Below are 13,506 nucleotides of genomic sequence, written 5' to 3'. Positions count from 1 at the left end.
CGCCAGCTTGGAGCTTTGTTCGAGGGTCTGCTCGGCGACCTCCAGCTTGCCCTGCATCTTCTGGCGTTCGGCAACTTCCCGTTGAAGACGCTGGTTCAAAGTGCGAAGCTCGGCCGATTCACGCTGGAAAAGGGCCATGCGCACCGCCGACTTGCGACTGAGAAAGTAGAACGCCAGTGCCAAAAGTATCGCGAATCCCATGATCTCGAGCGCCAGGAATCCGTTCACCTTCTCGCGCACGCTTGCATAAGGGGTAAAGGTCGCGATCCGCCAGCCCCGAAACGAGATCCGCCCCTCCATCCGCATCACCGCCTCGCCCTGCACATAGGCATCCGCCGGCAGGGACGTCCAGTCGGCCGTGGCCCGGATGGCGCGTTCGATGGCGCTGTCCACCGGGGCACGTCGCAATGCCTCCGCCTCGGTCAGACCGCGCCAGCGCGGCTCGGTTGCAAGAATGATCGTGCCGGTCGAATCGGTCACGATCACCGCTTCGGAAATCCCCGACCATGCCCGTTCGAACTTTTGCATATCGGCCTCGACCGCGATAACGCCCAGCGTTTGCCCCTGCCAGTCCACCCGCCTGGTATAGGTAAACCGGTAGCCCCCCGCCTCGCGTTCCGTGACCGAAAAGATCGTGTCGCTCGACCGTAGCGCATCGACGAAATAGCGCCCTTGCCGATGGCTTTCCCCCAGCCGGTTGCGATCGGTCGCGGCCACCGTGCGCCCCTCCCGGTCCAGCAGCATGAGCGACGCCGCACCGATCTCCTCGACAAACGATATGAGCCGCTGTGTCGATTGGCTGTAATCACCGGAATTCAGCGCTCCGATGAGCGCCGGATCACGCGCGAGAAGCTGCGGCACGATGGAATTGCGACGCAATTCACTGACAAGATTGCCCGAGTATAGCGCAAGCCGCAGTTCGGCCCGGTTCCGGGTGGTTTCGGTAAATCGCTCGGTCAACAGCTGGTTTGTCACCAGCACCGTCACCACCGCGACCAGGATCAGGAAGACAAGGGCGATCCGCGTCCACCATCCAGTCAGTGGGGTGCGCCGCGCAGGTTGACCTGAACTGGGAACCGGAAGCCTTGACATTCACTCAGCTTACGACGCGCCATCATGCCGCTCAAGCGCGTCAACGCAGTTGCGACCGATCTGCCACGGCCTGTCATCGAAACGCGCAGAATACCGCCGATCCCTGTGATCACCCGGTGAAAATTCCTCCGCCAATTAGCCAACCAAGCCCTTCAAGCAGGCGCCAGCGCATCCAAGAGACCATCGAACATCGCCTTGCCGTCGGTGCCGCCATGGGCCGGTTCTGCCATGCGTTCAGGGTGTGGCATCATCCCCAGCACGCGCCCATTCCTCGAGACAACACCCGCGATGTCGGCAACCGACCCATTGGGATTGCTGACATAGGTAAAGGCGATCCGCCCCTCGTCCCGCAACTGCGCCAGCTTGGCGTCATCCAGGTAGTAATTTCCGTCATGATGGGCGATCGGCACCGTGATCAGCTGCCCCGGCTTGTAGCCGCGCAGGAACACCGTATCGCAATCCTCGACCCGCAACCCGACCGGCTTGCAGATATACTTGAGATTGGCATTGCGGCGCAGCGCCCCGGGCAACAGGCCGGTTTCGGTCAACACCTGGAAACCATTGCAGATCCCAAGCACATACCCGCCCCGCTCGGCATGGGCCACCACCGAGCGGCAGATCGGCGAATTGGCCGCGATCGCCCCACAGCGAAGATAGTCGCCAAAGGAAAAGCCCCCCGGGATGCCCACCATGTCGACCCCATCGGGCAGGTCGGTGTCCTTGTGCCAGACCATGCTGACCTTCGCCCCGGCGCGCTCGAACGCCACGGCAAGATCACGGTCACAATTCGATCCCGGAAAGACGATGACGGCTGCGTGCATGGAATGGTCTCCTCTGACCTCAACGCGTGAAATCGGTGATCACCGCCACCCCGGGCGGCGCTGGGGCATCGAAGGCGGCCAGTTCACCGCTCGCCTCGCCCAGGGTGATATGCCGCGTGACCAGCGGTGACAAGTCCACCTGGCCACCCTCGATCAGCGAAAGCAGGCTGGGATAGCGCCAGGCCGGCATCCCGCGCGTGCCATAGATCGCCAACTGCCCGGAATAGAACGCGTCCATCGGCAGATGCATCTTCACGTGTTCACCCGCCGGCATCCCGACCATGACCATACGGCCCAGCTTGCGCAGGCTGCGGATCGCTCCCACCACCGTTACCTCGACCCCCAGGGCTTCGAGCGCCACGTCCGCGCCACCGCCGGTAATCTCGCGCACCGCCTCGGCCGCGTCCACGTCTGCAGCATTGACCACGGCATCCGCACCCAGCCTGCTTGCATACTCCAGCTTGTCCTGCACGACATCGACGATGACAACCCGCGCACCCAGGGCACGCCCCAGCAAAAGCGCCGCGGTGCCCACGCCGCCCCCGCCGAACACCGCGAGCCACTCTCCCGCGCGCAGACCCACCCGTCCGGTCAACGCATGCCAGGCCGTGGTCACGCGACAACCCAGCCCCGCGGCCAGCGCCGGGGCGATACTCTCGGGAAGCGCGGTCAGGTTGTGATCGGCAAAGGGCACCGCGATCCGCTCAGCGAATGCCCCGGGGATGGTGAACCCCGGCACAGCCTGATCGGCACAGGCGGTCTGGTTGCCCGCCGCGCAATCAGGGCACTGTCCACAGGCCAGGATGAAAGGCGCGATCACCCGGTCGCCCACGCGCCAGCGCCGCACCCCGGGGCCAACCTCGACCACCTCGCCACAGAACTCGTGCCCGGGCACATGCGGAAGATGCACATCCGGGTCCGCACCAACCCACGCATGCCAGTCACTGCGACAGACCCCGCAGGCCAGCAGGTTCAGAACCACCCCGCCTGCACCCGCCACGGGATCGGGCAGATCGACGATTTCGAGCGGCGCACGCCACGCTGTCAGTTGAGCAGCCTTCATCGCGCTCCCTTTCAAGGATGGGGTTCAACCCACGCGCCCGCCCGAACCGGCGACGCGCATCACATCTCGATCCGGTAACTCTCGATCACCGTGTTGGCGAGCAGCTTCTCGCACATCTCGCGTACCGTCGCCTCGGTCGTGCCATTAGCCAGGTCAAGCTCGATCACCTTGCCCTGCCGCACATCCTCGACACCGTCGAACCCCAGCGCACCCAGCGCATGCTTCACCGCCGCCCCCTGCGGATCGAGCACGCCCTCTTTCAGCATCACGTAAACCTTCGCCTTCATCGCCTGACCCCCGTCATCCTGTGCAGGCATACCTGCTTCATCTTGCCCCAAATATTCGAAACCGCCCGCGTAACGGGCCGTTGCGCCTCAGTTGATCAGGGTCGGCTTGATCGGCACCGCCGACCCCTTGGGCATCACACCCAGCCGCCGGGCCACTTCCGTATAAGCATCGGTCAGCGACCCCAGATCGCGGCGGAACACGTCCTTGTCGAGCTTCTGGCCCGTCGCCACATCCCACAACCGGCACGAATCCGGGCTGATCTCGTCGGCCACGATCAGCCGCTGGAAATCGCCGTCATAGACCCGGCCGACCTCGATCTTGAAATCCACCAGCTTGATCCCGACTCCGTACATCACACCCGAAAGAAAATCGTTCACCCGCAGGGCAAGGCTCACGATGTCGTCCATGTCCTGCTGGCTGGCCCAGCCAAAGGCGGCAATATGTTCTTCGCCCACCAGCGGATCGCCAAGACGGTCATCCTTGTAGCAATACTCGATGATCGGGCGCGGCAGGGCGGTGCCCTCCTCGATCCCCAGCCGCTTCGACAAAGACCCGGCAGCAAAATTGCGCACGATGATCTCAAGCGGGATGATCTCGCAGGCACGCACAAGCTGTTCGCGCATGTTGAGCCGCCGGATGAAGTGGTTGGGCACACCGATATTGGTCAAACCGGTCATGAAATATTCGCTCAGCATGTTGTTGAGCACGCCCTTGCCCTCGATAACATCCTTTTTCTCCGCGTTGAACGCAGTGGCGTCATCCTTGAAATACTGGACGAGCGTGCCGGGCTCGGGCCCTTCGAACAGGGTCTTGGCCTTGCCCTCGTAAATCTTCTTGCGCCGTGCCATGGGGGCTCCTCAAGCGTGGCCGTGGCTGAGTCCACGACGATGCGTCCTCATATTCCATAGGCCGCAATGTCGCAAGATGCCGGCCGGGACTTGCGCAGAACGCCCCGGACCGGCATATCAGGGGCAACCGAAACGCCATGCGGAGACATGACCCACATGACTACATTCGACGACCGTGAACGAGCATTCGAGAACAAGTATGCCCATGACGAGGAAATGAAGTTCCGCGCCACCAACCGCGCCAACAAGCTTCTGGGCCTCTGGGCCGCCGAACTTATGGGCAAGACCGGTCAGGATGCGACCAATTACGCGATCGAAGTCGTGAAATCGGATTTCGAAGAGCCCGGCCACGAAGACGTGGTGCGAAAGGTGGCCGCCGATCTGGGCGACATCGCCGATGCCGACACGATCCGAGCCAAGCTGGCCGAGCTGACCCCGGTCGCCAAACAGCAGATCATGAACGAGGTCTGAACCCGGACCGGCCCGCGCCGGTCGCTCCAATCGCGCGGGCACCTGCCCCGCGCGGACCTTCTTTTTTTTCCGTTTCTCACACCATGCAGGCTCATGATGATCATGCGTGATTTGAAATTGCGCCGGCAATGCGGATATGAAAGAGGCCAATCCGACTATCCTTGAACGGGGCCGACATGACAAATCCGCTGAAACGCCTGCTTGAAACCCGCGACTGGCTGATGGCCGACGGCGCGACCGGCACCAACCTGTTCAACATGGGGCTGGAATCGGGTGAACCTCCCGAAATGTGGAATATCGAACACCCCGACCGCATCCGCACGCTCTACCGAGGCGCGGTCGAGGCCGGGTCGGACCTGTTTCTCACCAATTCCTTCGGCGGAAATGCCGCGCGGCTAAAGCTCCACGGCGCCGAAAAGCGGGCCCGCGAATTGTCGCGTATATCTGCTGAACTCGGTCGCGACGTGGCCGATACCGCCGGGCGCACGGTGATCGTCGCCGGGTCGGTCGGTCCGACCGGCGAGATCATGGCGCCGATGGGCGAATTGACCCATAACCTCGCCGTAGAGATCTTTCACGAACAGGCCGACGGCCTCAAGGAAGGCGGCGCCGACGTGCTCTGGCTCGAGACCATCTCGGCCCCCGAGGAATACAAGGCCGCGGCCGAAGCCTTCTCGCTCGCCGGGATGCCCTGGTGCGGCACGATGAGCTTCGACACCGCCGGGCGCACCATGATGGGCGTCACATCTTCGGACATGGTCGGCATGGTCGAGGGCCTGGCAAATCCACCGATCGCCTTCGGCGCCAATTGCGGCGTCGGCGCATCGGACCTTCTGCGCACCGTTCTGGGCTTTGTCGCCCAAGGGTCCGAACGACCGATCATCGCCAAGGGCAACGCGGGCATTCCCAAGTACCATGACGGACATATCCATTACGACGGGACGCCCGAACTGATGGCCGATTACGCGGTGCTGGCCCGCGATTGCGGGGCCAGGATCATCGGCGGCTGCTGTGGCACCATGCCCGAGCACTTGCGGAAAATGCGGGAAGCCCTTGAAAACACGTCCAAAGGCCCGCGCCCGACGCTGGATCAGATCACCGCGCGACTGGGCGCCTTTTCATCGGCTGCCGACGGAACGGGCGAAGACGACACGCCCAAGCGCCGCCCCCGTCGTCGCCGCGGCTGATCAGCAACTCAACCACCCACGACTCAGCCGCGCCTCTGGTCGGGATGCATAGAACTGCCCAGGATATGCTCGGACTTGTGAATGACGTGATGCGCGCTCGACACCAGTAGAGGATCAGGGTGCCCCACCACCCGGTGATCCTTGTCCGGGTAATCGAGACTTGACAGGAAATGCCGCATGCAGGCCAGCCGCGCGCGCTTCTTGTCGTTCGACTTGACCACGGTCCATGGCGCATCGGCGGTGTCAGTATAGAAAAACATCGCCTCCTTGGCCTCGGTATATTCATCCCACTTGTCGAGACTGGCCTTGTCGATCGGGCTCAGCTTCCACTGTTTGAGAGGGTCCGTCTCGCGGCTCTGGAACCGCAGGAGTTGCTCCTCTCGCGTAACCGAGAACCAGTATTTGTAAAGCTGGATGCCCGCACGCACCAGCATCCGTTCCAGATCGGGCGTCTGGCGCATGAATTCGAGATATTCATGGGGTTCGCAAAACCCCATCACTCGCTCCACGCCCGCGCGGTTGTACCAGGAACGGTCATAGAACACCATTTCTCCAACCGTCGGCAGCTCATTGATATAACGTTGAAAATACCACTGCCCCTTTTCTTCCCACGTCGGCCTATTGAGCGCCACGACACGCGCAGACCGCGGGTTCAGGTGCTCGGTGAAACGCTTGATCGTGCCGCCCTTGCCGGCCGCATCACGACCCTCGAACAACAAAACGAATTTCTGCTCCGTGTCCTGCGCCCAAAGCTGCACCTTGAGAAGTTCAGCCTGCAATCTGGCCTTCTGGCGCTCATAGGTTCGTCGGTTCATTTTGTCGGAATAGAGATACTCGCCGCTCTCGAAGGCGCGACGCACCTCTTCGGCACTCGGCTGCACACGCTGCGCCCGCGGCGTCTTGGCCGAAGCCTCTTGCGCCACAAAATCACGCCCGCCATCTGCGGCCGCAGTCTCCTCGCTTACCACATCATCGGCACCAGGTTCCGCCGCCGCATCCTCCCCTTTGATAGCAGGTTTTTTCATTCTATCTGCCTCCCTCTCTCAACACTTCACATGTTAGCAAATGAGCGCGCACAACGCCTTGATCCCTGTCAATTCCGGGCATGACGCAACGGAACGGCACCAAGGGTTGCGGGGCTGTCATGAATTCTGTGTCATGATGGGGGATCCACACCAGGAGGAAACGCAGATGAACACCCTGACCACCACAACGCTGGCCCTGGTTCTCGGGACCGGCTCGGCCCTGGCCGAGAACCGCATCGACACGGTCCGCCCCGACGCGCCGGAACTTGCCGCCTTCGGGGCTTTCCCCGTCGGTGTGCAGGAACGCCAATTCACGGTGTCGGATCGCATCGACATCCTCAACGTGACCGAGGACGCAACGCCGTCCTACGACCGCCCGCTCACGGTGGAAATCTGGTATCCGGCGGCACAGGGCACCGAGCCCGGCACCACCTATGACACGGTGATCCGCGACGGCGAGACCGCGACAACCCTGCATGGCCGCGCCGCGCGCGACGCCGCCCCCGCCGATGGCCGCTTTCCGCTCGTGGTGATCAGCCACGGCTATCCCGGCAATCGCTTCCTGATGTCGCATCTGGGCGAGAACCTGGCGTCCAAGGGCTACGTCACCGTGTCGGTCGATCACACGGACAGCACCTATTCCGATCAGTCCGCTTTCGGCTCGACCCTCTATCACCGGCCATGGGACCAGAAGGCCGTGATCGATTTCATGGCCGGGCTCGATGACCCGCTGGGCCAGATCACCGATGCCGACACCGCCGGCGTGATCGGGTATTCCATGGGCGGCTACGGCGCGCTGATCTTCGGCGGCGCGGGTGTCACGCAACAGGCCGTCGATTACGATTGGGGCACACCCAGGGGCCTTCTCGCCGCGAACATGGCCGGCACCGAAAGCCACGACGCGCTGATCGATGATCGGGTCCAGGCGCTCATCGCGATCGGACCCTGGGGCAAGAATCAGGCGTTCTGGGACGAAGCCGGACTGGCCGGGCTGCGCAAGCCAACGCTGATCATGGCCGGCTCGGTCGATGACGTGTCAAGCTATCCCGCCATGCGCCAGATTTTCGAGCAGGCCACCGGCACCGACCGGCACCTCTTGACCTTCATCGGCGCCAATCACAACGCCGCCGCGCCCATTCCCGCCCCCGTCGAGAGCTATCAGCCCTCGCCGCATCTCGATTTCACCCCGTTCGACCATTACGCCGACGCCGTCTGGGACACCGCGCGCATGAACAACATCGCCCAGCATTTCGCCACCGCCTTCATGGACCTGCACCTGCGCGACGATTCCGAGGCTGCACGTTTCTTCGATCTGGTGGAATATGCCGAGGACGGGGTGCATGCGTTGAACGATGACGGCAGCCCCGAACCCGAGCACAACTATTGGACAGGCTTCGCACCGCGCACGGCCGCCGGGCTGCGGTTCGAATCCCGGGGCAAGGGCGAATGATGGCACCGGCCCCGCGCGAGCGCGACATAACGCTGAACGGTCATGGCTTCCACCTCCACGAATGGGGCGAACCCGGCCAGCCCGTCATACTCTGCCTGCACGGCTTTCCCGAGTATGGCGGCGCCTGGGCCGACCTTGCCCCGCATCTCGCAGGCTTCCACCTGATCGCCCCCGATCAGCGTGGCTATGGGCAAAGCTGGGCACCGCAGGACGTGGGCGACTACGCAGCCTCGAAGCTCGTGGGCGACATGGCCGCACTCATCGAGACCCTCGGTATCGCCCCCTGCACCGTGCTGGGCCATGACTGGGGCGCCGCGGTGGCCTATGGCCTGGCCATGATGAAACCCGAGCTGGTCTCGCGGCTCATCATCATCAACGGCGTCCACCCCGCCCCGTTCCAGCGCGCCATCGCCGCGGGCGGTGCCCAGACCGAGGCGTCGCAATACATCCACTACCTGCGCCGAGACGGGTCCGAAGACGCGCTTGCCGAAAACGATTTCGAGAAACTGCTCGCTCTCTTTTCCGCAAAGATGGACCTCTCCTGGCTTTCCGGCGACCGCCTCACCGCCTATAAACAGGCATGGTCAGGCCCCGAGCGGCTGCGCGGCATGATCAACTGGTATCGCGCCTCGCCCCTGCGCGTGGCCAAACCCGGAGAGCCCATCACCGACCTGCCCGAGTTGCCCCGCGAGCGGCTCATGGTGCCCCAGCCGCACCTGCTCATCTGGGGCGCGGGTGACAGCGCGCTCCTGCCCGAGACGACCGCGGGGCTGGAAGACTATGCCCCCGACCTCACCCGCGTGACGATCGACGGCGCCGACCACTGGGTCTGTCACCAGAAACCCGAAACCGTCGCCCGGACAATTCGCGACTGGCTCGGCGCTCAGAACAACCGCAACTGATCGCCTACGCGCGGCGGCATCCGAAAGAGATCGCAACGCAAGGCCGGTTGCTGCTCGGCCAGCCCCAGCCGCCGCACCGCCGCCTTGAATCGCGCGCCGATCATCCGCGCATGCGGCCCCTCGCCCCGCATCCGATGACCCCAGCGCGAATCGTAATCCTTGCCGCCGTGCATCTCGCGCAGCCGCGCCATGACCTTGGCCGCCCGGCCCGGCTGATGCTCTTGCAGCCATTCCTGCACCAGAGGCGATACCTCGCGCGGCAGGCGCAGCATGATCCAGCTCGCCGCATCCGCCCCCGCATCCCGCGCCGCCGCGAGGATCGCGTCGATCTCGTAATCGGTCAGCCCCGGCACCACCGGCGACACCATGATCCGCACCGGAATGCCCGCTTCGGTCAGGCGTCTGATCACCGCCAGCCGACGCGCCGGGCGCGGCACCCGCGGCTCCATCCGTCGCGCGACATCATTGTCCAGCGTCGTCACCGACACGCCCACCCGCACAAGCCCGTCGCGCGCCATCGGGCCCAGGATGTCGATGTCGCGCTCGATCAGCGTACCCTTGGTGACAATCGCCACCGGATGCCGGAAATCGCGCAACACTTCGAGACAGCGGCGCATGATTTCCCGCGCCTTTTCAACCGGCTGATAAGGGTCGGTATTGGTCCCGATCGCGATCGGTGCCACACGATAGGCCCGCGCCGCCAGTTCCCGCACCAGCAGGTCGGGCGCATTCTTCTTGGCCACAAGCCGCGTCTCGAAATCGAGCCCCGGAGACAGGCCCAGATAGGCATGGCTGGGCCGGGCGAAGCAGTAGACACAGCCGTGTTCGCAACCCCGGTAAGGGTTGATCGACCGATCAAAGGGCAGGTCGGGTGAGCGGTTGTAGGTGATGATTTTCCCCGCCGACTCGTCTCGCAACTCCGTCTCGACGCCCGCCCTCGCCTCCGGCATGTCCCAGCCGTCGCCGGCCTCCACCCGCGCAAGGCGTTCAAACCGCCCCGCCACGTTGGACAGCGCGCCGCGCCCGCGCCGGCGCGATGCGTCGATGATGTCGCCATGCTCGTCCATGGCGCCGATACATAGAACAAAATATGAACACTTACAATGAACCTCATGATCCACATGCAGATTTTTCGCCCCGATCACACGGGATTTCACGCTGATTTCAGGCTATAGGTCGGTCAAAGTGCCGCGCATGTCGCAATTCGGACAGTCCAACTTCGGCATTCCGGCAATAGCATCGGGAAACCCCGGCCGTCCGCACCGCTGCGGCGCCCAATGACAAAGGAAAGACCCATGTCCGAGGAAGAAGAAGACATCATCCTCAGCGAACTCGACGACGAGGAACTCGTCGCTCAGATGTTCGACGACCTCTACGACGGGCTCAAGGAAGAGATCGAGGAAGGCGTGAACATCCTTCTCGAACGCGGCTGGAGCCCCTACAAGATCCTGACCGAGGCACTGGTCGGCGGCATGAAGATCGTCGGTGACGATTTTCGCGACGGCATCCTCTTTGTCCCCGAGGTGCTGCTCGCCGCCAACGCTATGAAGGGCGGCATGTATATCCTCAAGCCGCTCCTGGCCGAAACCGGCGCACCGCGCATGGGCAAGATGGTGATCGGCACGGTCAAGGGCGACATCCACGACATCGGCAAGAACCTCGTCTCGATGATGATGGAGGGCGCCGGGTTCGAAGTCGTCGATCTCGGGATCAACAACGCGGTCGAAGCCTATCTCGAAGCTCTCGAGACCGAACAGCCCGACATTCTGGGCATGTCGGCCCTGTTGACCACGACCATGCCCTACATGAAGGTGGTGATCGACACGATGGTTGAGCAGGGCAAGCGTGATGATTACATCGTGCTCGTGGGCGGCGCCCCGCTGAACGAGGAATTCGGCAAGGCGATCGGCGCGGATGCCTATTGCCGCGATGCGGCCGTTGCGGTCGAAACCGCCAAGACCCTCGTATCGCGCAAGCACAACCAGGGCGCAACGATCTAGGCGGCGCGCAATGCACCGCAGTTTGCCATGATACCCGACGATCAGACCCTCACCGACTCCGGCCTCGCCCTTCAGGGTGAAAGGGCACGGTTGCTGCTGGTCGCCTGCGGGGCGCTCGCGCGCGAGATCATCGCGCTGAAAGAAATCAACGGCTGGGATCACGTCGATCTGATCTGCCTGCCCGCGATCCTGCACAACACGCCCGATCGCATCACCGAGCGGGTGGCCGAAACGGTCGAGGAATATCGCGACCGGTACGACCGGATTTTCGTCGTCTACGCCGATTGCGGCACCGGCGGACAATTGTTCGAAAAGTGCAAGGAACTCGGCGTCGGAATGATCCCGGGGCCGCATTGCTATTCGTTTTTTGAAGGCAACATCACCTTTGCCATCCGCGCAGAAGACGAGATCACGACCTTCTACCTCACCGATTTCCTCGCCCGCCAGTTCGACGCCTTCGTGTGGAAGCCGCTCGGCCTCGACCGCCACCCGCAATTGCTCGACACCTATTTCGGCCATTACGAGAAGCTGGTCTATCTCGCCCAGAGCGAGGATGACGCGCTCACCCGAAAGGCACGCGAGGCCGCCACCCGGTTGGGGCTCGACTTCGAACGCCGCTTCACCGGTTACGGCGATCTCGCAACGGAACTGGAGCGACAGGCCCGGGTCTGACCTGTTGAGCACCCCGCCCCCGGCGCGCGCGGCACGGCCCGGGTTTTGGGTATTTTTCCCAAGAACGAACAGCAGGTTGGACAACGAGCGACCGCCCTGCCCCTTTCATGGTGGGAAAAACAGAAAAGGGCCGCCCCGCGGGACGGCCCTCAATCTTTCTGCCCGCCGGCGGGCCGGGCTTATTCGTCGTCCAACGCCTCGACGGCCTTTTGCAGCTCGTCCTTGGTGACTTCTTTCTCGTTCACCGTGGCCAGCTCGAAGGCATAGTCGACAACCTTGTCCTCGAAGATCGGCGCGCGCAGTTGCTGCTGCATCTGCTGGTTCTGCTGGATGAACTCAAAGAACTGGCGCTCCTGGCCCGGGTATTGCCGCGCCTGGTTCATGATTGCCTGGGTCATCTCGGCATCGGTCACCTCGACCTCGGCCTTCTGACCGAGCTCGGCCAGCAACAGGCCAAGGCGCACCCGGCGCTCGGCCAGCTTGGTGTGCTCGTCGGTGGGTTCGATCTCGGGATGGTCATGGCCCTGCACATCCGGGTTTTCCTCGTGCCAGAGCTGATGCGCGATCTGCTTGGCCTCGGCCTCGACGAGGCTCGGCGGCAGATCAAAGCTCACCGCTTCATCGAGCGCATCAAGCAGCGCGCGTTTCATCACCGCGCGGGCCGCCCCGGCATATTCATCTTCCAGCCGCTTGGCCACGTCGGCCTTGAGCGCGGCCAGGTCCTCGGCGCCGAATTTCTGCGCCAGCTCGTCGTTGATCTCGGCCTTTTTCGGCGCCTTCACCTCTTTCACGGTGCAGGAGAACACGGCCTCTTTCCCGGCCAGGTGCTCGGCCTGGTAATCCTCGGGAAAATTCACCGTCACGTCGATCTCTTCGCCGGCCTTGACGCCGAACAGTTGCTCCTCGAAGCCGGGGATGAACGACCCCGATCCCAGGACCAGCGGGTAATCCTCGGCCGACCCGCCCTCGAAGGCTTCGCCATCAACGCGACCGACAAAGTCAAAGACCACCTGGTCGCCGTCCTTGGCCTTGGCGCCCTTCTTGCGCGGCTCGAAATCCTGTGCCGTCTCGGCGAGGTTCTCCAGCGCCTCGTTCACCTCGTCCTCGCCGGCCTTGACAACCATCTTTTCAAGCGTGATCGCCTTGAGATCGACCTCGGGAATCTCGGGCAGCGCCTCGTAGGACATCTCGACGGTCACGTCGTCGCCCTCTTTCCAGTTCTCGCCATCGACCATCTCGATCTTCGGCTGAACCGCGGGGCGGTCGCCGGTCTCCTCGAAATGCTGGCCCATCGCTTCGTCGATCGACTCCTGCATGGCTTCGCCAAGGATCCGCTGACCGAACTGCTTTTTCAAGAGCGCCATCGGCACCTTGCCCTTGCGAAACCCCTTCATCTCGACTTCGGGCTGGGCTTCGGCGAGTTTCTGGTTGACCTTGTCGTCCAGTTCCTGCGCCGTGAGCATGAGTTGATAGGCGCGCTTGAGGCCTTCGTTCAGGGTCTCGGTGACTTGCATGTGCTTCCTCGCATGAGCTTAACAGGCCGCCCGTGCGGCAGCCTGACGAAATTTGCGCCTTCCTAATGGCGGCATGGGGGGGGATCAACCCTGAATCGCCGCCACCGCCCCGGAAGGGCCGATGCCCTTTCGGAGGGGGACGCGGACGCCGGGCACCACGCAGAAGCAAAAGT

At 63.3% G+C, this 13,506-nt stretch carries 14 protein-coding genes; 6 read left to right on the top strand and 8 right to left on the bottom strand.

Going from position 1 to position 13,506, the window contains the following annotated elements:
* The 5 genes from ACESL9_RS14245 to purC all read right to left on the bottom strand — a co-directional run.
* Window positions 1-1,092 (bottom strand): cache domain-containing protein (locus tag ACESL9_RS14245; protein WP_372675034.1); only part of this gene is annotated, 1,092 nt, incomplete at its 3' end.
* Between the two features lie 152 nt (window positions 1,093-1,244).
* Window positions 1,245-1,913 carry a phosphoribosylformylglycinamidine synthase subunit PurQ gene (gene purQ, locus ACESL9_RS14240; RefSeq protein WP_372614882.1) on the bottom strand — a complete coding sequence of 223 codons (669 nt, stop codon included), beginning with the start codon at window positions 1,911-1,913 and terminating at the stop codon, window positions 1,245-1,247.
* A gap of 19 nt (window positions 1,914-1,932) precedes the next feature.
* Window positions 1,933-2,976, bottom strand: coding sequence for a zinc-dependent alcohol dehydrogenase family protein (locus ACESL9_RS14235; RefSeq protein ID WP_372614881.1), 1,044 nt, complete (start codon window positions 2,974-2,976; stop codon window positions 1,933-1,935).
* A 59-nt stretch (window positions 2,977-3,035) separates the two neighbouring features.
* Window positions 3,036-3,263 carry a phosphoribosylformylglycinamidine synthase subunit PurS gene (gene purS / locus ACESL9_RS14230; RefSeq protein WP_372614901.1) on the bottom strand — a complete coding sequence of 76 codons (228 nt, stop codon included), beginning with the start codon at window positions 3,261-3,263 and terminating at the stop codon, window positions 3,036-3,038.
* An 87-nt stretch (window positions 3,264-3,350) separates the two neighbouring features.
* Entirely contained in the window at window positions 3,351-4,112 is a 762-nt protein-coding gene (gene purC / locus ACESL9_RS14225; RefSeq protein WP_372614880.1) for a phosphoribosylaminoimidazolesuccinocarboxamide synthase, read from the bottom strand.
* Between the two features lie 156 nt (window positions 4,113-4,268).
* Between purC and ACESL9_RS14220 the strand changes: the two genes are divergently transcribed.
* Entirely contained in the window at window positions 4,269-4,583 is a 315-nt protein-coding gene (locus tag ACESL9_RS14220; RefSeq protein WP_372614879.1) for a DUF1476 domain-containing protein, read from the top strand.
* 176 nt (window positions 4,584-4,759) lie between these two features.
* Entirely contained in the window at window positions 4,760-5,770 is a 1,011-nt protein-coding gene (bmt, locus tag ACESL9_RS14215) for a betaine--homocysteine S-methyltransferase (RefSeq protein ID WP_372614878.1), read from the top strand.
* A gap of 23 nt (window positions 5,771-5,793) precedes the next feature.
* Here bmt and ppk2 read toward each other — a convergent pair whose 3' ends face one another.
* Window positions 5,794-6,795 (bottom strand): polyphosphate kinase 2, encoded by a 1,002-nt coding sequence (gene ppk2 / locus ACESL9_RS14210; RefSeq protein WP_372614877.1) that lies wholly within the window; start codon window positions 6,793-6,795, stop codon window positions 5,794-5,796.
* Window positions 6,796-6,961: 166 nt separating this feature from the next.
* Here ppk2 and ACESL9_RS14205 point away from each other — a divergent pair, with 166 nt between their 5' ends.
* Window positions 6,962-8,245: an alpha/beta hydrolase family protein gene (locus tag ACESL9_RS14205; RefSeq protein WP_372614876.1), complete on the top strand. Its 1,284-nt coding sequence runs from the start codon at window positions 6,962-6,964 to the stop codon at window positions 8,243-8,245.
* Window positions 8,245-9,147: an alpha/beta fold hydrolase gene (locus tag ACESL9_RS14200; RefSeq protein ID WP_372614875.1), complete on the top strand. Its 903-nt coding sequence runs from the start codon at window positions 8,245-8,247 to the stop codon at window positions 9,145-9,147. Before ACESL9_RS14205 ends, ACESL9_RS14200 begins: the two co-directional genes overlap by 1 nt.
* On the opposite strand, the gene ACESL9_RS14195 is transcribed toward ACESL9_RS14200, so the two are convergent.
* Window positions 9,129-10,214 carry a PA0069 family radical SAM protein gene (locus ACESL9_RS14195; RefSeq protein ID WP_372614874.1) on the bottom strand — a complete coding sequence of 362 codons (1,086 nt, stop codon included), beginning with the start codon at window positions 10,212-10,214 and terminating at the stop codon, window positions 9,129-9,131. The genes ACESL9_RS14200 and ACESL9_RS14195 overlap by 19 nt on opposite strands.
* Window positions 10,215-10,442: 228 nt before the next feature.
* Between ACESL9_RS14195 and ACESL9_RS14190 the strand changes: the two genes are divergently transcribed.
* Both ACESL9_RS14190 and ACESL9_RS14185 read left to right on the top strand, forming a co-directional pair.
* Window positions 10,443-11,147 (top strand): corrinoid protein, encoded by a 705-nt coding sequence (locus ACESL9_RS14190; RefSeq protein WP_372614873.1) that lies wholly within the window; start codon window positions 10,443-10,445, stop codon window positions 11,145-11,147.
* Window positions 11,148-11,174: 27 nt separating this feature from the next.
* The gene (locus ACESL9_RS14185; protein ID WP_372614872.1) at window positions 11,175-11,819 is read left to right on the top strand and encodes a DUF1638 domain-containing protein; all 645 of its coding nucleotides are present in this window, start codon (window positions 11,175-11,177) and stop codon (window positions 11,817-11,819) included.
* 179 nt (window positions 11,820-11,998) lie between these two features.
* Here ACESL9_RS14185 and tig read toward each other — a convergent pair whose 3' ends face one another.
* Window positions 11,999-13,333 carry a trigger factor gene (tig, locus tag ACESL9_RS14180; RefSeq protein WP_372614871.1) on the bottom strand — a complete coding sequence of 445 codons (1,335 nt, stop codon included), beginning with the start codon at window positions 13,331-13,333 and terminating at the stop codon, window positions 11,999-12,001.
* Between the last annotated feature and the right edge of the window lie 173 nt (window positions 13,334-13,506).

Source organism: Aquicoccus sp. (assembly GCF_041686535.1).
Lineage (GTDB): Bacteria > Pseudomonadota > Alphaproteobacteria > Rhodobacterales > Rhodobacteraceae > Aquicoccus.
Note: the sequence above shows the minus strand (reverse complement) of the source record. Positions and strands in the feature narration are given on the sequence as shown.

Bases quoted from the DNA above. Each gene is read 5' to 3' on its own strand.
- purQ (WP_372614882.1), bottom strand. From the start codon at position 1,913: ATGCACGCAGCCGTCATCGTCTTTCCGGGATCGAATTGTGACCGTGAT.
- ACESL9_RS14235 (WP_372614881.1), bottom strand. From the start codon at position 2,976: ATGAAGGCTGCTCAACTGACAGCGTGGCGTGCGCCGCTCGAAATCGTC.
- purS (WP_372614901.1), bottom strand. From the start codon at position 3,263: ATGAAGGCGAAGGTTTACGTGATGCTGAAAGAGGGCGTGCTCGATCCG.
- purC (WP_372614880.1), bottom strand. From the start codon at position 4,112: ATGGCACGGCGCAAGAAGATTTACGAGGGCAAGGCCAAGACCCTGTTC.
- ACESL9_RS14220 (WP_372614879.1), top strand. From the start codon at position 4,269: ATGACTACATTCGACGACCGTGAACGAGCATTCGAGAACAAGTATGCC.
- bmt (WP_372614878.1), top strand. From the start codon at position 4,760: ATGACAAATCCGCTGAAACGCCTGCTTGAAACCCGCGACTGGCTGATG.
- ppk2 (WP_372614877.1), bottom strand. From the start codon at position 6,795: ATGAAAAAACCTGCTATCAAAGGGGAGGATGCGGCGGCGGAACCTGGT.
- ACESL9_RS14205 (WP_372614876.1), top strand. From the start codon at position 6,962: ATGAACACCCTGACCACCACAACGCTGGCCCTGGTTCTCGGGACCGGC.
- ACESL9_RS14200 (WP_372614875.1), top strand. From the start codon at position 8,245: ATGGCACCGGCCCCGCGCGAGCGCGACATAACGCTGAACGGTCATGGC.
- ACESL9_RS14195 (WP_372614874.1), bottom strand. From the start codon at position 10,214: ATGGACGAGCATGGCGACATCATCGACGCATCGCGCCGGCGCGGGCGC.
- ACESL9_RS14190 (WP_372614873.1), top strand. From the start codon at position 10,443: ATGTCCGAGGAAGAAGAAGACATCATCCTCAGCGAACTCGACGACGAG.
- ACESL9_RS14185 (WP_372614872.1), top strand. From the start codon at position 11,175: ATGATACCCGACGATCAGACCCTCACCGACTCCGGCCTCGCCCTTCAG.
- tig (WP_372614871.1), bottom strand. From the start codon at position 13,333: ATGCAAGTCACCGAGACCCTGAACGAAGGCCTCAAGCGCGCCTATCAA.